Below are 19,532 nucleotides of genomic sequence, written 5' to 3'. Positions count from 1 at the left end.
TCCCCAATTGACGGTCGAGTTGGCTCGCCCGGGGCATCAGCGCTGGTCACCGGCCGGCTGCGATGAGCAGGGCCCGTCAGCAGCCGGGCTTTTGTGATGGTCTTGTGCCCCGCGGCCGACTGTCCGCGCGCCCACCAGGCGCCGCAGGACCCCGAAGGGTCGGCTGCGGCACCCGGTTCGATCAATGGCGTCATGGCCGCGGCGGTCGCCGTGATGCCGCCGCGGCTACGTCTCGGCCTGCTGCGCGTCAACTTCCGCACCGCGGACCCGGCGGCTCTCGCCGCGTTCAAGGCGGCCTTCCGGGCCGGCGGCACCGCTGAGCAACTGCCGGTCTTCCTCAGCACCTTCCAGGTCGACGCCTCAGCCGTGCTGCCCCGGCTGATAGTGCCCCGGTGTCATGCGGGTGCTCACGCCGAAGCGGTTCCAGGCGTTGATCATCGTGATCGCGGCGATCAGGTGGGACAGCTCCGTGTCGTCGAAGTGCTTGGCGGCGTGGTCGTACACCTCGTCCGGGACGAAGCCGTCGGTCAGGACCGTGATCGCCTCGGTCAGCTCGATCGCGGCCAACTCGCGTTCCGTGTAGAAGTGCCGCGACTCCTCCCACGCGCTCAGCTGCACGATCCGCTCGACGCTCTCGCCGGCCGCCAGCGCGTCCTTGGTGTGCATGTCGAGGCAGAACGCGCAGTGGTTGAGCTGCGACGCGCGGATCTTCACCAACTCGTACAGCTTGGGGTCGTCCAGGCCCCGGCGGACGGCGGTCTCCAGGTGGATCATCGCTTTGTACACGCCCGGGGCGTGCTCGGCCCACTGAAGGCGAGGGGTGATCTCCGCGGCGTACTGGATGTCGGTCGGTTCGTTGTCCATGCCTTCGACTCTATGGAGCAGGCGGCCCAGGGGTATGGTCCATTTCCATGGGGAGACCTTGGGCCACTTTCGGGGTTGATCTGCATCTGGAGCCCTCCGGCGCGGGTGGGCTTCGCCGTGGGCTGACCGACGCCCTGCGCGACGCCGTGCGCGGCGGACGGCTCGCCCCGAGCACCCGGCTGCCGTCCTCCCGGACCCTCGCGGCCGACCTCGGCATCGCCCGGAACACCGTCGCCGAGGCGTACGGCGACCTGGTCGCGGAGGGCTGGCTCACCGCACGGCAGGGGTCGGGGACCCGGGTCGCCGAGCGAGCCGTCGTACCGCCCAGCGATACGGCTCCGTGGCCCCGCGCCCCCGGCCGCCCCACCCACAATCTGGTCCCCGGTACCCCCGACCTCGCCTCCTTCCCCCGCACCGAGTGGCTCAGGGCGGCCCGCCGCGCCCTTACGGCCGCCCCCTCCGACGCCCTCGGCTACGGCGACCCGCGCGGCCGCCCCGAACTGCGCACCGCCCTGGCCGGCTACCTCTCCCGCGCCCGGGGCGTGCGCGCCGCTCCCGACGGCATCCTGGTGTGCGCGGGCTTCTCCCACGGGCTGAGGATCCTCGGCACGGTGCTGCGGGCGCGCGGCGCACACACGGTGGCGGTCGAGTCGTACGGCCTCTTCGTCCACTGGGACCTGCTCACGGCGGCCGGACTGACCACCAGGCCCCTGCCGTACGACGCACGCGCCACGGACACCCGTGCCCTGCCGGACGCCGGGGCCGTGCTGCTCACCCCGGCCCACCAGTTCCCGATGGGCACACCCCTGCGCGCCGACCGGCGGGCGGCGGTCGTGGACTGGGCGCGGCGCACCGGGGGGCTGGTCCTGGAGGACGACTACGACGGCGAGTTCCGCTACGACCGCCAGCCGGTCGGCGCGCTCCAGGGCCTGGACCCGGACCACGTGGTGTACCTGGGCACCGCCAGCAAGTCCCTCGCCCCCGGCCTGCGGCTGGCCTGGATGGTGCTGCCGCCGTCCCTCATGGAGGAGTGCGTGGCGGCCAAGGGCCTGGTCGACAACTGCGGGGTGCTGGACCAGCTGACCCTGGCGGAGTTCATCACCTCCGGGGCGTACGACCGTCATGTGCGCTCCGCCCGGCTGCGCTACCGGCGCCGCCGGGACGCCCTCGTCGCGGCCCTCGCCGCCCGCGCGCCCGAGGTCCGGGTCACCGGTATCGCGGCCGGTCTGCACGCCGTGCTGCGCCTGCCGCCCGGCACCGAGCCGTCGGTCGTCCAGGCGGCCGCCTGGCAGGGCCTCGCCCTGCACGGACTCGCCTTCTACCGCCACGCCCAGGCCACGACGGAGCCGCTGGACGCCCTGGTCGTCGGCTACGGGACACCGCCGGACCATGCGTGGGCGGGGGCGCTGGAGGCGTTGTGCCGGGTGCTGCCGTGATGCGTCAGCGTGTCAGGAGCGCGGCCGGGTCGGTTCGGCGACGGGGGCGGTGTCCGCCGTCGGGGCCTCGCCGAAGCGCGCCAGCAGCAGCGCTCCCGCCACCGCCACCACGAAGCCCAGCACCGCCAGCCAGGTCAGCCCTTCCCGCGTACGGTCCCCGAGCCACACCACTCCCACCGCGGCCGGGCCGATCGTCTCCCCGATCACTATCCCGGCGGTGGCCGTCGTCGGCGAACCGCGCTGCAGGGCCGACGTCAGCAGCAGGAACGCGGCGCCGCCGCCGAGGAGCAGGGCATAGGTCGCGGGGTTGGTGAGCAGGTCGGACGGCTTCAGCGAGTCGATCAGCCGCACCGCCACCTCCACCACCCCGAACCCGAACCCGGCTCCCAGCCCGAGCAGCAAAGCCCGCCCGCGTCCCGGCAGCCGCCCGCCGACCGTCCCGAGCAGCAGCACTCCCACCGCCGTCCCGAGCATCGCGTACTTCAGCGCCGCCGAGCCGGACCGGTCCCCCTCCGTCCCGGAGGCCAGCCCCAGCATCGCCAGCCCGGCGCACACCACCGCGACCGCGCCCCACTCCACCCCGCTCAGCCGCACCCGCAGCAGCCGCGCCGCGACCACCGCCGTCACCGCGAGGCTGGACGCGAGGGCCGCGCCGACCGCGTAGATGGGGATCGACCGCAGCGCCGCGATCTGCAGCAGGAAGCCGAGCCCGTCCAGCGCCAGCCCGGCCAGATACCGCCACTGCCGCAGCGCCCGGAGCAGCAGCGCCGCGTCCCCGCCCCCACCGGTGTCGGCGGCCTCCCGCGCGGCCATCGCCTGCAACACCGTCGCCGTACCGAAGCAGACCGCCGCGCCAAGGGCGCACAGCATTCCAAAGAGCACAAAGCGACTGTAGGGGAGCGGGAAAACCCGGGGGTCCCTGGGGTGCCGCTCTTACCGATCTTTAGGCTGACGGGACAGCGACAAGAAATCAGCCAACGGGGGACACACGAACATGGCCAGCACACGCCGGCAACTGCGCTCCGGAACCGTCGTCCTCGGCGGCATGGGTCTCCTCGCGGCGGCCCTCACCGCCTGCTCGTCCGAACCGGACAAGCGCTGCGTCGACCGCGACAGCTACAACCTCGCCAGGGGCTACAAGGTCGTCTCCGACAAGAACTGCAAGTCCACCAAGGTCAGCAAGGTCTCCGTCAACGGCGCCTGGTACTACGGCGGCAAGAAGAAGAACGGCTGGGCCGACGGCGGCTCCTTCACCAAGCCGAGCAAGGGCTCGGGCGGCGGCTCCTCGGACGACGACAGCCACCACAGCGGCGTCCACCGCGGCGGCTTCGGCGGCGGCAAGGGCAGCTCCGGCGGCTGAACGGGACACGCGAGATGGAACGCCGCACGATCGAACCCCGCCCCGGCTGGCAGCGGATCGTCGAGGAACAGGGGCTGATCTACCCGCTCACCCGCCACCCCGACGGCTCCCTGCGCCCGTACTGGGACGAGAGCGCGTACTACGCCTTCACACTCGACGAGGTCGAGGCGCTGGAGGAGACCGTCGAGGAACTGCACCGCATGTGCCTGGCGGCCGCCGAGCACATCGTGGCGAAAGACCGCCTCGCCGACCTCGGCATCACCGACCCGCGTATCGCGCAGGCGGTCACCGAGGCCTGGCGGCGGCGCGCCGAACTCCCGTCCGTCTACGGCCGCTTCGACCTCCGCTACGACGGCACGGGCCCGGCGAAGCTCCTGGAGTACAACGCCGACACGCCCACCTCCCTGGTGGAGGCCGCCTCACCCCAGTGGTTCTGGATGGAGGACCGCTTCCCCGGCGCCGACCAGTGGAACTCCCTCCACGAACGCCTCGTCGCCGCCTGGAAGAAGCAGGCCGCCCTCCTCCCGCCCGGCAGCCCGCTGTACTTCGCGCACTCCTCCGACGACGAGTTGGGCGAGGACCTGATGACCGTCGCCTATCTCAAGGAGACCGCGCAGCAGGCCGGCCTGGACACCGACTGGATCTCCATGGAGGAGATCGGCTGGGACCCGCTCTCCGGCCGCTTCGTCGACAACCGGCTCCGCTTCATCCGCAGCTGCTTCAAGCTCTACCCCTGGGAGTGGCTCACCACCGACGCCTTCGCCGGCCATGTCCTCGACACCCTCGACAACGGCGGCGGCACCGGCAGCACCCTGTGGATCGAGCCCGCCTGGAAGATGCTGCTGAGCAACAAGGCCCTCCTGGCGATCCTCTGGGAGCTGTACCCCGGCCACCCCAACCTCCTGCCCTCCTACCTCGACGGCCCGCGCGAGCTCGCGTCGACCACCGGCTACGTCGCCAAGCCCCTCCTGGGCCGGGAGGGCGCCGGCGTGACCGTCCACGAGCCCGGCACGGAGCCCGTCCCGCGCGAGGAGCCCTGCTGCTACCAGCAGCTGGCCCCGCTCCCCGCCCTGGGGGTCCCCCCAGGCGTTGGCTCTGGGGGAGGCAACCACGTCGTCCTCGGCGCCTGGGTCGTCGAGGACGAGTCGGCCGGACTGGGCATCCGCGAGTCCTCGGGCCTGATCACGGACGAGTACGCCCGCTTCCTGCCCCATGTGATCCTCTAGGACGCCTGGACACCCAGCACGCCGCGGAGCTGGTCGAGGCCCCAGTCCAGGTCCTCCTTGCTGATGACCAGCGGCGGGGCGATCCGGATCGTCGAGCCGTGCGTGTCCTTCACCAGGACACCCCGGTCCATGAGCTGCTCCGACACCTGCCGTCCCGTCCCCGCCCCCCGGGCGATGTCGACCCCGGCCCACAGCCCGCGCCCCCGCACCCGGGTGAGCGTGCCGGTGCCGAGCAGCGCGCCCAGCTCGCGGTGCAGATGCGCGCCGAGCTCCGCGGACCGCGCCTGGTACTCGCCGGTCCGCAGCATCGCGATCACCTCCAGCGCCACCGCACAGGCCAGCGGATTCCCGCCGAACGTCGACCCGTGCTCGCCCGGCCGGAACACCCCCAGCACCTCCGCGCTCGACACCACCGCCGACACCGGCAGGATCCCGCCGCCCAGCGCCTTCCCGAGCACATACATGTCCGGTACGACGCCCTCGTGCTCGCAGGCGAAGGTCCGCCCGGTCCGGCCCAGCCCCGACTGGATCTCGTCCGCGACGAACAGCACGTTCCGTTCCCGCGTCAGCTCCCGCACCGCCGGCAGATAACCCTCCGGCGGCACGATCACCCCCGACTCGCCCTGGATCGGCTCCAGCAGCACCGCGGCCGTGTTCTCGGTGAGCGCCTCCCGCATCGCGGTCAGGTCGCCGTACGGCACGATCTCGAAGCCCGGTGTGTACGGCCCGAAGTCCGCCCGTGCCTCCGGGTCCGTGGAGAAGCTGATCACGGTCGTCGTACGGCCGTGGAAGTTGCCGCCCGCGACCACGATCTTCGCCATCTCCGCGGGCACCCCCTTGACCCGGTAGCCCCACTTCCGAGCCGTCTTCACCGCGGTCTCCACGGCCTCCACGCCCGTGTTCATCGGCAGCACCATGTCCATGCCACACAGCTGCGCCAGCTCGGTGCAGAACGCGGCGAACCGGTCGTGGTGGAACGCCCGGGACGTCAGCGTCACCCGCTCCAGCTGCGCCTTGGCCGCCGCCACCAGCCGCGGGTGCCCGTGCCCGAAGTTCAGCGCCGAGTACCCGGCCAGCAGATCGAGATACCGCCTCCCCTCGACATCCGTCATCCAGGCGCCGTCCGCGGTGGCCACGACCACCGGCAGCGGGTGGTAGTTGTGCGCACTGTGGGCGTCCGCGGCGGCGATGAGCGTCTCCGTAGCGTTCACGGGATCTCCAGAGGGCCAGAGAGTCGGGTTCGTCCCTTTCTTATCCTCGCTCGCATGGTGGACGTGGGACCTGCCGAATCCGACGCGCCCGGTAGGCTGACCAGCGGGCCGTAACTGGCGCGCTGGGATGGGACAGACCATCGGGGAGCGGCCCGAGCGGGAAACAGTGCCGTGCGCCTGGGCCGAGCCGAGTACGCCGAATGTCACGTCCGGAGGTCCCCGATGCCCGAGAATTCCGCCAGCCCCGCGCCTCTCTCCACCGAGTCGACGGCCTTCCGAGCCGCCCTCGACGTGATCCGCGCCGTCGAGCCGCGCGTCGCCGACGCCATCGGGCAGGAGATCGCCGACCAGCGCGAGATGCTCAAGCTGATCGCCTCCGAGAACTACGCCTCCCCGGCCACCCTGCTTGCCATGGGCAACTGGTTCAGCGACAAGTACGCCGAGGGCACCATCGGCCGCCGCTTCTACGCCGGCTGTCGCAATGTCGACACCGTCGAGTCCCTCGCCGCCGAGCACGCCAAGGAGCTGTTCGGCGCCCGCCACGCCTACGTCCAGCCGCACTCCGGCATCGACGCCAACCTCGTCGCCTTCTGGGCCGTCCTCGCCCAGCGTGTCGAGGCCCCCGCCCTGGAGAAGGCCGGCGTCCGCCAGGTCAACGAGCTCTCCGAGGCCGACTGGGCCGAGCTCCGCCAGGCCTTCGGCAACCAGCGCATGCTCGGTATGTCCCTGGACGCCGGCGGCCACCTCACCCACGGCTTCCGCCCGAACATCTCCGGCAAGATGTTCGACCAGCGCTCCTACGGCACCGACCCGGCCACGGGCCTGATCGACTACGAGGCGCTGCGTGCGTCGGCCCGTGAGTTCAAGCCCCTGATCATCGTGGCGGGCTACTCGGCCTACCCCCGCCTGGTGAACTTCCGGATCATGCGCGAGATCGCCGACGAGGTCGGCGCGACCCTCATGGTCGACATGGCCCACTTCGCGGGCCTGGTCGCGGGCAAGGTCCTGACCGGCGACTTCGACCCGGTCCCGCACGCCCAGATCGTGACCACGACCACCCACAAGTCCCTGCGCGGCCCGCGCGGCGGCATGGTCCTGTGCGACGACTCCCTCAAGGACCAGGTCGACCGCGGCTGCCCGATGGTCCTCGGCGGCCCGCTCCCGCACGTCATGGCCGCCAAGGCCGTCGCCTTCGCCGAGGCTCGGCAGCCCGCGTTCCAGGACTACGCCCAGCGCATCGTCGACAACTCCCGGGCGCTGGCCGAGGGACTGATGCGCCGGGGCGCGACCCTGGTGACCGGCGGCACGGACAACCACCTCAACCTGATCGACGTGGCCACGTCCTACGGCCTCACCGGCCGCCAGGCCGAGGCCGCGCTCCTGGAGTCCGGCATCGTCACCAACCGCAACGCGATCCCGGCCGACCCCAACGGCGCCTGGTACACCTCGGGCATCCGCATCGGCACCCCGGCGCTGACCACGCGCGGCCTGGGCACGGCCGAGATGGACGAGGTGGCCGGCCTGATCGACCGGGTCCTGACGACGACGGAGCCGGGCACCACCAAGTCGGGCGCCCCGTCCAAGGCGGCCCACGTCCTGGACGCGAAGACCGCGGAGGAGATCGCCCAGCGGGCGACGGACCTGGTGGCGGGCTTCCCGCTGTACCCCGAGATCGACCTCGGCTGACCCCGGCACCCCGGGCGGCCCCCGCGGCTGCCCGGGACCCGTTCCGGGTGGCGGCCGCGCTCTGAGAGAATGATGAGCATGGCCTCTGACAGTCCCCGCGTGCTCTCCGGAATCCAGCCCACCGCAGGCTCGTTCCACCTCGGCAACTACCTCGGTGCCGTCCGCCAGTGGGTGGCCCTGCAGGAGACCCACGACGCGTTCTACATGGTCGTCGACCTGCACGCGATCACGGTCCCGCAGGAGCCCGCGGAGCTGCGCGCCAACACCCGGCTGGCCGCCGCCCAGCTCCTCGCGGCCGGCCTCGACCCGGACCGCTGCACGCTCTTCGTCCAGAGCCATGTGCCCGAGCACGCCCAGCTCGCCTGGGTCATGAACTGCCTCACCGGCTTCGGCGAGGCCTCCCGCATGACCCAGTTCAAGGACAAGGCCGCCAGGCAGGGCGCCGACCGCGCCTCCGTCGGCCTGTTCACGTACCCGGTCCTGCAGGTCGCGGACATCCTGCTGTACCAGGCCAACGAGGTCCCGGTCGGCGAGGACCAGCGTCAGCACGTCGAGCTCACCCGCGACCTCGCCGAGCGCTTCAACGGCCGCTTCGGCCAGACCTTCACCGTCCCGAAGCCGTACATCCTCAAGGAGACGGCGAAGATCTACGACCTCCAGGACCCGTCGATCAAGATGAGCAAGTCGGCGTCCACGCCGAAGGGCCTCATCAACCTCCTGGACGACCCGAAGATCACCGCGAAGAAGGTCAAGAGCGCCGTCACCGACACGGACACCGTGGTCCGCTTCGACGCCGAGAACAAGCCGGGCGTGAGCAATCTGCTCACGATCTATTCGACGCTCACGGGTGCGGGTATCGCCGAACTGGAACAGAAGTACGAGGGCAAGGGCTACGGTGCGCTCAAGACCGACCTCGCCGAGGTGATGGTCGAGTTCGTGACCCCGTTCCGGGAGCGCACCCAGCAGTATCTGGACGACCCCGAGACCCTCGACTCGATCCTGGCCAAGGGCGCGGAGAAGGCGCGGGCCGTCGCCGCGGAGACCCTCTCCCAGGCGTACGACCGCGTGGGCTTCCTGCCGGCCAAGCACTGAGGCGTACGACCGCACGTACGTACGTCGGGCAGAGCGCTGTACATCACTCCGGCTGCGCCTGCCCACAACACAGCCGTGGCCTTACAGTCGATAGCCGGACGGCTGAGTACGAACCAGACACCTCACTCGACAGCGCATCCGGCAGCGCACCGGACACGACGACAGGAGACGACGTGGGGACCGTAACGATCGGCGTGTCGATCGCGGTCCCGGAGCCTCACGGCAGCCTGCTCCAGGAGCGGCGCGCGGGCTTCGGCGACCCCGCGGCTCACGGCATCCCCACCCATGTCACCCTGCTGCCGCCGACGGAGCTCGACGCCACCGGGCTGCCGGCCGTCGAGGCGTATCTGACCGAGGTCGCCGCGGCCGGCCGCCCCTTCCCGATGCGGCTGTCCGGCACCGGCACCTTCCGGCCGCTGTCGCCGGTGGTGTACGTGAAGGTCGTCCAGGGCGCGGAGGCCTGCGCCCGGCTGCAGAAGCGGGTCCGGGACGCCTCCGGTCCCGTGGCACGCGAGCTGCAGTTCCCGTACCACCCGCACGTCACGGTGGCGCACGGCATCGACGACGCGGCGATGGACCGCGCCTTCGAGGAACTCGCCGACTACGACGCCGAGTGGCCCTGCACGGGCTTCGCGCTCTATGAACAGGGCCCCGACGGCGTGTGGCGCAAGCTCCGGGAGTTCACCTTCGGCGCCTCGGTGGTACCCCCACAGGCCGGCCACGCGGACGTGGAACGCGGCACGATCGCCAGCCGCTGAGCGCTTCGCTGGTTGTGCCGGGGTGGGTCGTCGGTTGTGTGCGGCGCCGTCGTGGCTGGTCGCGCAGTTCCCCGCGCCCCTTTGGGGCGCTCGCAGTGGACCGTGCTAGATCGGCAAGCGGCGGAACACCGCCCGTGGTGCGTGGCGTAGGGCCGACATGATCAGGCGGAGCAGTCCCGGTACCCACACCGTCTCCGTGCGCCGTCGCAGTCCGAGTTCGATGGCCGTGGCGACCTCCTCCGGTGTGGTGGACATCGGTGCCTCCTCGAGACCGGCCGTCATCCTGGAGCGTACGAAGCCGGGGCGTACGACCATGACGTGGACGCCGGTGCCGTGCAGCGCGTCGCCGAGGCCCTGGGTGAAGGCGTCGAGGCCGGCCTTGCTGGAGCCGTAGATGAAGTTCGAGCGGCGGGCGCGCTCACCGGCGACCGAGGACAGCACCACCAAGGAGCCGTGCCCCTGGGACTGGAGGGCCCGCGCGCACACCAGGCCCGCCGACACCGCGCCCGTGTAGTTGGTCTGGGCGACGCGCACGGCGTTCATCGGCTCCCGCTCGTCGCGCGCCTGGTCGCCGAGGATGCCGAAGGCGAGCAGCACCATGTCGATGTCGCCCTCGGCGAAGACCTTGCCGAGCACACTCTCGTGGGACTCGGGGTCGAGCGCGTCGAAGGCGACGGTGCGGACGTCCGCCCCCTGGGAGCGCAGTCCCTCGGCGGCCTCCTCAAGGGTGGGAGAGGGGCGGCCCGCCAGCCACACCGTGCGGGTGCGGCGCGCGACGAGCCTGCGCACGGTCGCCAGCGCGATCTCTGACGTGCCGCCGAGGACGAGCACGGACTGGGGGATGCCGAAGGCGTCCTTCACGACAGCTCCTTGGGGGATCGGAACGGCTGGTGTGGACTCAGAGGCCGAGACGTCGGGCCAGGTCCGAGACGAAGAGCCCGCTCGGGTCCAGTTCCGTGCGCAGGGCCCGGAAGTCGGCGAGCCGGGGGTACATCGCGGCGAGCACGTCCGGGCGCAGCCGGGAGTCCTTGGCGAGATAGACGCGCCCGCCCGCCGCGGCGACCTCCTCGTCGAGTTCGTCGAGGAACGCGCCGAGGCCGGGCAGCGCGGCCGGAATGTCCAGGGCGAGGGTCCAGCCGGGCACCGGGAAGGAGAGCCAGCCGGGGTCGGCGTCCCCGAAGCGCTTGAGGACGGCCAGGAAGGAGGGGCAGCGGCGCTCGGAGATACGGCGGACGATCCGGCGCAGGGCCTCCTCCTGGCCGTACCCGACGACGAACTGGTACTGGACGAAGCCGCCGCGGCCGTAGATCCGGTTCCAGTGCGGCACTCCGTCCAGGGGGTGGAAGAAGGCGGAGATCCGCTGGAGTTCACCGCTGCGCGCGCGGGGCGCCCTCCGGTACCAGAGTTCGTTGAACAGTCCCACGGAGGTACGGCCGAGCAGCCCGTCGGGGACGAGCGCGGGGGCGGCCGGGAGCTGCCGGGGGCGGAAGGACAGCGGACGGCGCCACGCGCGTGTGCCCTTGCGCAGGGCCTGCCGGGGCGCGTGGTCGCCGCGGGTGAGCACCGCGCGCCCGGTCGCCGCGCCGCGGGCCAGCAGGTCGATCCAGGCGACCGAGTAGCGGTAGCGGTGGTCGGTGGCCGTCAGACGGGCCATGAGGTCGTCGAGGTCGGTGGCGCGTTCGGTGTCGACCGACAGGTACGAGGTCTCGACCGGCAGCAGCCGCATGGTGGCCGTGAGGATCACCCCGGTCAGTCCCATGCCGCCCGCGGTCGCGTCGAACAGGGGCGTGCCGCGGCCGACCGCGTGGATCTCGCCGTCGGCCGTCAGGAGTTCGAAGGACAGCACGTGGCGGCAGAAGGAGCCGGAGACATGGTGGTTCTTGCCGTGGATGTCGGCGCCGATCGCCCCGCCGACCGTCACCTGACGGGTGCCCGGCGTCACCGGTACGAACCAGCCGAGCGGCAGCAGCACCTCCATCAGCCGGTGCAGGGACACGCCCGCGTCGCACAGCACGGTGCCGCCGTCGGCGTCGATGGCGTGGATGCGGTCGAGACCCGTCATGTCGATGACGGACCCGCCGGCGTTCTGCGCGGCGTCCCCGTACGCCCGCCCCAGTCCCCGCGCGATGCTGCCCCGGGCCCCGCAGTTCCGGACGGCGGCCACGGCTTCCTCGTAGCTCCGCGGGCGGATCAGCCGGGCGGCGGTGGGGGCGGTGCGGCCCCAGCCGGTGACGGACACCGTGTCTTCGGACATGGCGGTGACCGTATCGCCCTTATATGGGCGATTGGTTATGGAACATTACGCCCATCCCCGAAATGGGTGATTAATGGTATGTCGCACAATATTGTCGTAGTGCTGGCGGCGGTCGACGTGAACAGTGAGTCCACATGGACGACTTCGACGACCTGGACCACAGAATCCTTTCTGCACTGCATGCCTGCGGCACCGCTCCGCGCGTCGCCTCCGCCGCACGCGGCCTGTCCCTCGCCGGTGAGCACGGCGCCCTGTGGCTCGGGACGGGACTCGTCGGAGCCGCCGTGGACGGCACCCGGCGCGGCTCCTGGTTGCGCGGCACAGCGCTCGTGGCGGGCGCACACCTCGCCAGCATGGGCGTGAAGCGGCTAGTGCGCCGTGCGCGCCCCTTGCACATCGAACCCCTGGTGCGCACCGCGGGCCGGCACTCCTTCCCGAGCTCCCACGCCGCCTCCTCCGCGGCCGCCGCCGTCGCCTTCGGCGCGCTGGGGACCTACGGGATCGCGCCGCTCGCCGCCGCCATGTGTCTCTCCCGCCTGGTCGTCGGCGTCCACTACCCCACGGACGTGGCCGCCGGCGCGGCGCTGGGGGCGCTCACGGCCCGGCTCGGGGCGCGCTGGATGAGGGGGAGCGCCCATGACTGAGACAGCGCCCCTCACGGAATCGGCCCTCCTGGAGCAGCGCACCCACCACGAGCCACCCGCGCGCGTGCGCACCGCCACCGTCCTCACCGGCCTGCTGAAGACCACCCGCCCCAAGCAGTGGGTGAAGAACACCCTCGTGGTCGCCGCCCCGGCCGCCGCCGGGCAGATCTTCTCCCGGCACGCCCTCGTCCAGGTCGGCCTGGTCTTCGTCCTGTTCACCGGCTGCGCCGCCGCCGTCTACCTGATCAACGACGCCCGCGACGCCGCGGCCGACCGCGCCCACCCCACCAAGTGCCGCCGCCCGGTCGCCGCCGGACAGGTCCCGGTGCCCGTCGCCTACGCCGCCGGAGGCGCCCTGGCCGTCCTCGCGCCGGCCGCCGCGGCCTGGCTGACCTCACCCGTCGTCGCGGCGCTCCTGACGGCCTACATCGGCGTACAACTGGCGTACTGCGTCAGTCTCAAGCACGTCCTGGTGGTCGACCTCGTCGTCGTCACCACCGGCTTCCTGATGCGGGCGATGATCGGTGGGGTCGCGCTCGGCATCCCGCTGTCCCGCTGGTTCCTGATCACCACCGGCTTCGGGGCGCTGTTCATGGTGTCGGCCAAGCGCTACTCCGAAGCCCTGCAGATGGCCGGAAAAGCGGGCGCCACGCGCGCGTTGCTCTCCGAGTACACCACCGGCTACCTCCGCTTCGTCTGGCAGCTCGCGGCCGGCGTCGCCGTCCTCGCCTACTGCATGTGGGCCCTGGAGGAGGGCGGTGTGCCGCACGCGAGCGTGCTGCCCTGGCGGCAGCTGTCGATGGTCGCCTTCATCCTCGCGATCCTCAGATACGCCGTCTTCGCCGACCGCGGCACCGCGGGCGAGCCCGAGGACGTGGTCCTGCACGACCGGGCCCTGGCCCTGATCGGAGCGGCCTGGCTGGCGATGTACGGCCTGGCGGTGGCGAATTGGTGACCCGGGCGCAGCGGGCCGAGGTGCTGGGCTTCGCCACCGTGGGTCTCCTCGCCTACGTCACCGACCTCGCCCTGTTCACCTGGCTGCGCGGCCCGGCCGCCCTCGACCCGCTCACCGCCAAGGCGCTGTCCTTCGTCGCGGGCTGCACGGTCGCGTACACCGGCAACGCGCTCGGCACCTACCGGCACACACAGCCGCGGGGCATGCGCCCGTACGCCGTCTTCGTCGCCGTGAACATCGCGGGCGCCCTGGTCCAGCTCCTGTGTCTCGCCGTCAGCCACTACGGCCTCGGCCTCACCTCGCGGCGCGCCGACACCGTCTCCGGGGCGGGAATCGGCATGGCGCTGGCCACTGTCCTGCGGTTCTGGGGTACTCGGACATGGGTGTTCCACAACGAGGGCAGAGTCGGATCATGGACTGGCTGAAGAAACTCCCCGTCATCGGGCCGCTCGTCACGCGCCTGACGGCCACGCACGCGTGGCGGTCGTACGAGCGACTGGACCGGGTGAAGTGGACCCGGCTGGCCGCCGCGATGACCTTCATCAGCTTCATCGCGCTGTTCCCGCTGCTGACCGTGGCCGCCACGATCGCCGCCGCCACCCTGAGCGAGTCGCAGCAGCGGGATCTCCAGAACAAGATCGCCGACCAGGTCCCCGGCATCTCCGACCAGCTCGACATCCACGCCCTGGTCCAGAACGCCGGCACCGTCGGACTCATCGCCGGCGCCTTTCTGCTGGTGACCGGCATCGGCTGGGTCGGCCAGATGCGCGACTGCCTGCGCGCGGTGTGGGAACTGCCCGACAGCGAGGAGAACCCCCTGCTGCGCACGGCCAAGGACGCGGGCGTTCTGGTCGGCTTCGGCGGCGCGGTCCTGACCACCCTCGCCGTCTCCACCGTCGCCTCCGCCATGGTGGGCTGGATCAGCGACCAGCTCGGCATCGGCCGCGCGAGCTGGGGCAGCGTCCTGCTGCGGACGGCCGCGTTCGCCGTCGCCGTCCTCGCCGACTTCCTGCTGCTGCTCTACGTCCTGACCCTGCTGCCCGGCGTCGAGCCGCCGCGCCGCCGCCTGCTCGTCGCGGCGCTGATCGGCGCGGTCGGCTTCGAGCTGCTGAAACTGCTGCTCAGCGGCTATATCCAGGGAGTCGCCACCAAGAGCATGTACGGCGCTTTCGGCGTCCCCGTGGCCCTGCTGCTGTGGATCAACTTCACCTCGAAACTGGTCCTGTTCTCCGCCGCCTGGACGGCGACGGAGAGCGAGGAGACGGCGCTCACGGACGGGACGACCGGCGGCGCACCAGATCCGGCAGCGGCCACCGGCGGTTGACCAGGAACACCCCGCTCGCCAGCAGCGCCAGCAGTCCACCGGTGACCGCCAGCGCGATGCCGATGCCGCCGCCCCCGGCGGAGGCGCTCACCACCGGCTTCGCGGACCCGCCGCTCCCGGTGCCGCCGGTCTTCCCGTTGGCGGCCGTGGTGCTCGGCTGGGCGCTGGGCTGCGCGGCGCTCTTCGGCGCCGCCAGCTCGCCCACCGGCGTGACCTTGCCGGCCGCCTTGAAGCCCCAGTCGAAGAGCTTGGCGGTCTCCTTGTAGACCTCGTTGTGCTCGCTCTTCTCCGGCTTCATGACGGTGACCAGCAGCACCCTGCCGTCGCGCTCGGCCACTCCGGTGAAGGTCGCGCCCGCGTTGGTGGTGTTGCCGTTCTTCACGCCGGCGATGCCCTGGTAGACGGGGACGTCGCTGTCCCCGCTGAGCAGCCGGTTGGTGTTCTGGATCTCGAAGGTCCCGCGGACGGACTTGCCCTTCTTCTTGGTCGTCTCGCCCGGGAACGCCGCCCGCACGGTCGAGCAGTACTCGCGGAAGTCCTTCTTCTGCAGCCCCGAACGGGCGAACAGGGTCAGGTCGTACGCAGAGGAGACCTGTCCCTTCGCGTCGTAGCCGTCGGGGCTGACCACGTGCGTGTCGAGCGCCTGCAGTTCCTCGGCGTGCGCCTGCATGTCCTTCACGGTCTGCTCGACGCCGCCGTTCATCGCGGACAGCACGTGCACGGCGTCGTTGCCGGAGCGCAGGAAGACGCCGAGCCACAGGTCGTGGACCGTGTAGGTCTCGTCCTCCTTTATCCCGACCATGCTGGAACCGGCGCCGATGCCCGCCATGTCGGACGGCACCACCTTGTGCTTCGTCGACTTGGGGAACCTCGGCAGGACCGTGTCGGCGAACAGCATCTTCAGCGTGCTCGCCGGGGGCAGTTGCCAGTGCGGGTTGTGCGCGGCGAGCACCTCGCCGGACTCGGCGTCGGCGACGATCCAGGAGCGCGCGGTGAGGTCCTTGGGCAGCACGGGGACGCCACTGCCGAGGTTGACCTGGGTACCGGCCTGGCCGAGGCGGGCACCGCCGACCGCCGACATGTGCGCCGGGGGAGTGGCGGAGGGGCTCGTCGAGGGGCGCGGGGCCGCGAGGGCGGCGGGCGCGGTGAGTGAAAGGGACAGCAAGGTGGCGGAAGCGAGCAGCAAGGATCGCTTACCGGTCTTCTTGGGTGCGGGCACGATCGAGAACGTACCTTCAGTGGATCGCGAAGTCCCGCGCGCCCTCCCACCCCGGGCGCGGATCCGGACAGCCGACGGCGATACTGGGTGCATGAAGCTCAGCCGCCCGGTCTCCTGGTTCCTGCTCGCCTTCGGGGTGTGGAGCTGGGTCATCTGGGTCACTTTCGTCAAGAATCTGATCAAGGACAGCAGCGGACTCGCCTTCGACGACGGCCACCCGACGGCCTACTTCTGGGTGCACCTGCTGCTGGCGGTCGTTTCCTTCGTATTGGGGACGGTCATCGGGGTCATCGGGTTGCGCGGACTGCGCGCACTGCGCCGGACGTCATAGCGGGGGATACGGCAGCTTGGTCATCGTCTTCGTCCTGGTCGCCCTGGCTGTCCTGGCCGTCGTGGCGGGGCTGCACCGGTATCTCTGGCGCCGTCTGGTCCGCGACACGACCCGCCGCCGGGGCCCGGCCCGCCGTTTGGGCACGGTCGTCTTCGTCGCCGGTCCCACGCTGATGATCATGGCGCTGGTGGCCGAACGCTCCGGCGCCCCCTTCTGGCTCCAGCGCACCCTGGCCTGGCCGGGCTTCCTGTGGATGGCGCTGTGGCTGTACCTGATGCTGGGGGTGGTGGCGGGAGAGGCCGTACGGCCCCTGCTGCGACGGCTCATCGAGAAGCGAGCCCCCGCGCGGGCGCCCGCGGCCGAAGAACCGGAGCCCGAGACGGCGAGCGTCGCCGCGTCGGCCGAGGGCGCGGTCCGGGGCGAGGCGAACGCCCCCTCGGCGAGCGCACCCCGAGCCGCCGCACCCACCGCCGTACGTCCCGCTCCCGACAGCCCGGCCGCCGGGCCGCCCGCTCCCGACAGCCCCGCCGCCCCCGAAGCCTCCGACTTCACCCGCCGCCTCTTCGTCTCCCGCGTCGTGGGCGGAGCCGCTGCCACCGTCGCCGTCGCGACCGTCGGATACGGGACGTACGGCGTGCTGCGCGGACCGGGCGTCAAGCGTGTCACGGTCCCGCTGGCCAAACTCCCGCGGTCCGCGCACGGATTCAGGATCGCCGTCGTCAGCGACATCCACCTGGGCCCCGTCCTCGGCCGGGGTTTCGCGCAGAAGGTCGTCGACACGATCAACGCGACCCAGCCCGACCTGATCGCGGTCGTCGGTGATCTCGTCGACGGAAGCGTGAAGGACCTCGGCCCGGCGGCCGCCCCGCTGGCCCGGCTGAGCGCGCGGCACGGGGCGTACTTCGTCACCGGGAACCACGAGTACTTCTCCGGCGCCGCGCAGTGGGTCGAGGAGGTGCGGCGGCTCGGGCTGCACCCGCTGGAGAACGCCCGCACCGAACTGCCCGCCTTCGATCTGGCCGGCGTCAACGACCTGGCGGGTGAGAGCGAGGGCCAGGGCCCCGACTTCACCAGGGCGCTCGGCGACCGCGACACCTCACGAGCCGTCGTCCTCCTGGCCCACCAGCCGGTCCAGGTCCACGAGGCCGCGAAGCACCACGTGGACCTCCAGCTCTCCGGACACACCCACGGCGGGCAGCTCTGGCCCGGCAACTTCGTCGCGGCCGCCGCCAACCCGACCGTCGCGGGCCTGGACCGTTACGGCGACACGCAGTTGTACGTGTCCCGGGGCGCGGGCGCCTGGGGGCCGCCGACGCGGGTCGGGGCGCCGTCGGACATCACGGTGATCGAGCTGGCGTCGAGACAGGCGTGACCCGCATTCGCGGGACGTAACTGTGAAAGCGCTGTGAAATTCACCGGAAACAAGCGCCCGGTAAGTTCTTTCTCATCTCGCCAGATTGCTCTTCCCCCGGTTGAAACACGTGTGATTAGGTGAGCCGCGCCACTTAGGGGAGTGGCACTTTTGTGCTGGCCTTGGGTAGGGCCAGGCTGGTCCTGGGGAGGGCACCACCATGCGATCTGTTCGCATGCGGATTCTCGCGACGCTTCTCGTACTTGCGGCCGTGGGAGTGGGCGGCTGGCAGTTGTTGCCGTCGCAGGGGAACACGAACAGAACCATCACCGTCGGCACCACGGACGCCGTCACATCACTCGACCCGGCCGGTGCCTACGACGCCGGTTCCTGGGCCTTGTTCAGCAATGTCTTCCAGTCGTTGCTGACCTTCGAACCGGGCGGTGTCGAGCCGGTGCCCGACGCGGCGCAGAGCTGCGCATTCGTGGGGACCGGACTCCAGACGTATCAGTGCAGGCTGCGCGACGGGCTCACGTTCCCGAGCGGGCGCGCGGTGACCGGCGAGGACGTGAAGTACTCCTTCGACCGGGTGAAGAAGATCAACTCCGATGTCGGCCCGGCGTCCCTGCTGTCCACGCTCAACTCGGTGAGCGCCGAAGGGAACACGGTCACCTTCCATCTGTCGTCGCCGGACGCCACCTTCCCGTTCAAGGTGGCCACCGGCGCCGGCTCGATCGTCGACCGGACCAGATATCCGGCCAACACCCTGCGCAGGGGCACCGAGGTGGACGGCACCGGCCCCTACACGCTGACCGGGTACACCAAGGACGAGCAGGCCGACCTCACGCCGAACACGCGCTACAAGGGCGACCTCGGCGGCACCGGCCGCCCCGTCCGGCTGCGCTACTACGCCGACTCGGCCAAGCTGAACAGCGCCTGGAAGGCCAAGGAGGTCGCGGTCGCCACGCGGACGCTGCCGCCCGCGGTCCTGTCCCGCCTCTCGGCGAGCGACCCCGACCAGCGCGTCACGGAGTCCGACAGCTCCGAGACCCGCAACCTCTACCTCAACACCCGCGCGAACTCCCCGCTGCACGAGGTGGCCGTCCGCCGGGCCATGGCCTGGCTGATCGACCGCGAGCAGCTGGCCGCGAAGGTGTACGACGGCACGGTCGACCCGCTGTACTCGCTGATCCCGACCGGTATCACCGGCCACACCACCTCGTTCTTCGACGACTACCCGAAGCAGAGCACCGCGAAGGCCAGGGCCCTGCTCGTCCAGGCCGGTGTCAAGCTCCCGATCCGCTTCACCTTCGGCTACGGCAAGGGACGCGGCGCGGGCGCGGAGGAGGCAGCGGAGCTGAAGAAGCAACTGGAGGCCGGCGGTCTGTTCAAGGTGTCCGTCCAGGGCTACGAGTGGACCGACTTCCAGAAGCGCTGGGCGGCCGGCAAGCTCGACGCGTACGCGGTCGGCTGGGTCGCCGACTACCCGGACCCGGACACCTTCGCCGCCCCACTGGTCGGCACCGGCTCCACCATGCACACCGGGTACAGCAACAAGCTGGTCGACAACCTGATCGTGAACAGCCAGACGTACGCCGACCGCAGCCTCGTCTCGCAGGACTTCCGCAACCTGCAGGCGGACGTGGCCGCCGACGTGCCGCTGATCCCGCTGTGGCAGCGCAAGGAGTACGTCGTCAGTAGCGAGGACGTCGGCGGCGGCCAGTACCTCTCGGACGGCACGGGCGTGTTCCGGCTGTGGCGGCTGACCTGGATCTGACGCGATCCGATCGCGTCCGCGGGAACTTACGGCCGAACGACGCG

Annotated in this window: 19 protein-coding genes, 1 pseudogene and 1 riboswitch; of the genes and pseudogenes, 14 read left to right on the top strand and 6 right to left on the bottom strand. The window is 71.3% G+C overall.

The genetic code is table 11. The annotated features are described in order from the left end of the window. Positions 1-114: 114 nt before the first annotated feature. Positions 115-357: pseudogene (locus ACZ4EG_RS28995) on the top strand (hypothetical protein); the annotation flags it as partial. 3 nt (positions 358-360) lie between these two features. On the opposite strand, the gene ACZ4EG_RS28990 reads toward ACZ4EG_RS28995, so the two are convergent. Continuing rightward, positions 361-864, bottom strand: coding sequence for a carboxymuconolactone decarboxylase family protein (locus ACZ4EG_RS28990; protein ID WP_453551101.1), 504 nt, complete (start codon positions 862-864; stop codon positions 361-363). Between the two features lie 47 nt (positions 865-911). Between ACZ4EG_RS28990 and pdxR the strand changes: the two genes are divergently transcribed. Beyond that, positions 912-2,300, top strand: a complete 1,389-nt coding sequence (pdxR, locus tag ACZ4EG_RS28985) for a MocR-like pyridoxine biosynthesis transcription factor PdxR (protein ID WP_467792672.1) — start codon at positions 912-914, stop codon at positions 2,298-2,300. Positions 2,301-2,312: 12 nt separating this feature from the next. On the opposite strand, the gene ACZ4EG_RS28980 is transcribed toward pdxR, so the two are convergent. Beyond that, positions 2,313-3,170, bottom strand: coding sequence for a DMT family transporter (locus ACZ4EG_RS28980; protein ID WP_453551611.1), 858 nt, complete (start codon positions 3,168-3,170; stop codon positions 2,313-2,315). Between the two features lie 124 nt (positions 3,171-3,294). Between ACZ4EG_RS28980 and ACZ4EG_RS28975 the strand changes: the two genes are divergently transcribed. Together ACZ4EG_RS28975 and ACZ4EG_RS28970 are read left to right on the top strand one after the other, a co-directional pair. Next, positions 3,295-3,660 carry a hypothetical protein gene (locus ACZ4EG_RS28975; RefSeq protein WP_467792671.1) on the top strand — a complete coding sequence of 122 codons (366 nt, stop codon included), beginning with the start codon at positions 3,295-3,297 and terminating at the stop codon, positions 3,658-3,660. 14 nt (positions 3,661-3,674) lie between these two features. Then, positions 3,675-4,886 (top strand): glutathionylspermidine synthase family protein, encoded by a 1,212-nt coding sequence (locus tag ACZ4EG_RS28970; RefSeq protein WP_467792670.1) that lies wholly within the window; start codon positions 3,675-3,677, stop codon positions 4,884-4,886. On the opposite strand, the gene rocD is transcribed toward ACZ4EG_RS28970, so the two are convergent. Further along, a complete protein-coding gene (gene rocD, locus ACZ4EG_RS28965; RefSeq protein WP_467792669.1) occupies positions 4,883-6,097 on the bottom strand; it encodes an ornithine--oxo-acid transaminase in 1,215 nt (404 codons plus the stop codon). The two genes, ACZ4EG_RS28970 and rocD, sit on opposite strands and share 4 nt — an antisense overlap. A gap of 100 nt (positions 6,098-6,197) precedes the next feature. Then, positions 6,198-6,287, top strand: a riboswitch (ZMP/ZTP riboswitch). 32 nt (positions 6,288-6,319) lie between these two features. On the opposite strand from rocD, the gene ACZ4EG_RS28960 reads away from it, so the two are divergent. The 3 genes from ACZ4EG_RS28960 to ACZ4EG_RS28950 all read left to right on the top strand — a co-directional run bounded on the left by ACZ4EG_RS28960 (position 6,320) and on the right by ACZ4EG_RS28950 (position 9,633). Further along, the gene (locus tag ACZ4EG_RS28960; protein ID WP_467792668.1) at positions 6,320-7,783 is read left to right on the top strand and encodes a glycine hydroxymethyltransferase; all 1,464 of its coding nucleotides are present in this window, start codon (positions 6,320-6,322) and stop codon (positions 7,781-7,783) included. A gap of 78 nt (positions 7,784-7,861) precedes the next feature. Then, on the top strand, positions 7,862-8,875 hold the full coding sequence (gene trpS / locus ACZ4EG_RS28955; protein WP_390710100.1) for a tryptophan--tRNA ligase: 1,014 nt from the start codon (positions 7,862-7,864) through the stop codon (positions 8,873-8,875). A 173-nt stretch (positions 8,876-9,048) separates the two neighbouring features. Then, positions 9,049-9,633: a 2'-5' RNA ligase family protein gene (locus tag ACZ4EG_RS28950; RefSeq protein ID WP_467792667.1), complete on the top strand. Its 585-nt coding sequence runs from the start codon at positions 9,049-9,051 to the stop codon at positions 9,631-9,633. A gap of 105 nt (positions 9,634-9,738) precedes the next feature. Here ACZ4EG_RS28950 and ACZ4EG_RS28945 read toward each other — a convergent pair whose 3' ends face one another. Beyond that, positions 9,739-10,494 (bottom strand): decaprenylphospho-beta-D-erythro-pentofuranosid-2-ulose 2-reductase, encoded by a 756-nt coding sequence (locus ACZ4EG_RS28945; protein WP_390710098.1) that lies wholly within the window; start codon positions 10,492-10,494, stop codon positions 9,739-9,741. 37 nt (positions 10,495-10,531) lie between these two features. Next, complete coding sequence (locus ACZ4EG_RS28940; protein WP_453551084.1) at positions 10,532-11,887, bottom strand: FAD-binding protein; 1,356 nt, start codon at positions 11,885-11,887, stop codon at positions 10,532-10,534. Positions 11,888-12,021: 134 nt separating this feature from the next. On the opposite strand from ACZ4EG_RS28940, the gene ACZ4EG_RS28935 reads away from it, so the two are divergent. Genes ACZ4EG_RS28935 through ACZ4EG_RS28920 form a run of 4 tightly spaced genes read left to right on the top strand, consistent with a single transcriptional unit; the run spans position 12,022 to position 14,810 of the window. Next, positions 12,022-12,531, top strand: coding sequence for a phosphatase PAP2 family protein (locus ACZ4EG_RS28935; protein WP_467792666.1), 510 nt, complete (start codon positions 12,022-12,024; stop codon positions 12,529-12,531). Next, the gene (locus ACZ4EG_RS28930) at positions 12,524-13,486 is read left to right on the top strand and encodes a decaprenyl-phosphate phosphoribosyltransferase (protein WP_453551078.1); all 963 of its coding nucleotides are present in this window, start codon (positions 12,524-12,526) and stop codon (positions 13,484-13,486) included. Before ACZ4EG_RS28935 ends, ACZ4EG_RS28930 begins: the two co-directional genes overlap by 8 nt. After that, the gene (locus ACZ4EG_RS28925; RefSeq protein WP_467792665.1) at positions 13,483-13,911 is read left to right on the top strand and encodes a GtrA family protein; all 429 of its coding nucleotides are present in this window, start codon (positions 13,483-13,485) and stop codon (positions 13,909-13,911) included. The genes ACZ4EG_RS28930 and ACZ4EG_RS28925 overlap by 4 nt, the downstream gene beginning before the upstream one ends. Beyond that, positions 13,899-14,810 (top strand): YihY/virulence factor BrkB family protein, encoded by a 912-nt coding sequence (locus tag ACZ4EG_RS28920; protein WP_467792664.1) that lies wholly within the window; start codon positions 13,899-13,901, stop codon positions 14,808-14,810. The genes ACZ4EG_RS28925 and ACZ4EG_RS28920 overlap by 13 nt, the downstream gene beginning before the upstream one ends. On the opposite strand, the gene ACZ4EG_RS28915 is transcribed toward ACZ4EG_RS28920, so the two are convergent. Beyond that, positions 14,755-16,029 (bottom strand): D-alanyl-D-alanine carboxypeptidase family protein, encoded by a 1,275-nt coding sequence (locus ACZ4EG_RS28915; protein ID WP_467792663.1) that lies wholly within the window; start codon positions 16,027-16,029, stop codon positions 14,755-14,757. The two genes, ACZ4EG_RS28920 and ACZ4EG_RS28915, sit on opposite strands and share 56 nt — an antisense overlap. 91 nt (positions 16,030-16,120) lie before the next feature. Between ACZ4EG_RS28915 and ACZ4EG_RS28910 the strand changes: the two genes are divergently transcribed. The 3 genes from ACZ4EG_RS28910 to ACZ4EG_RS28900 all read left to right on the top strand — a co-directional run bounded on the left by ACZ4EG_RS28910 (position 16,121) and on the right by ACZ4EG_RS28900 (position 19,488). After that, positions 16,121-16,360 (top strand): SCO4848 family membrane protein, encoded by a 240-nt coding sequence (locus ACZ4EG_RS28910; RefSeq protein WP_316747584.1) that lies wholly within the window; start codon positions 16,121-16,123, stop codon positions 16,358-16,360. A 16-nt stretch (positions 16,361-16,376) separates the two neighbouring features. Further along, entirely contained in the window at positions 16,377-17,732 is a 1,356-nt protein-coding gene (locus ACZ4EG_RS28905; protein WP_467792662.1) for a metallophosphoesterase, read from the top strand. 199 nt (positions 17,733-17,931) lie between these two features. Next, positions 17,932-19,488, top strand: a complete 1,557-nt coding sequence (locus tag ACZ4EG_RS28900; protein ID WP_467792661.1) for an ABC transporter substrate-binding protein — start codon at positions 17,932-17,934, stop codon at positions 19,486-19,488. Positions 19,489-19,532 lie beyond the last annotated feature (44 nt).

The organism is Streptomyces sp. NPDC025638 (genome assembly GCF_055558775.1).
This window is presented reverse-complemented; position numbering and strand designations above follow the sequence as displayed.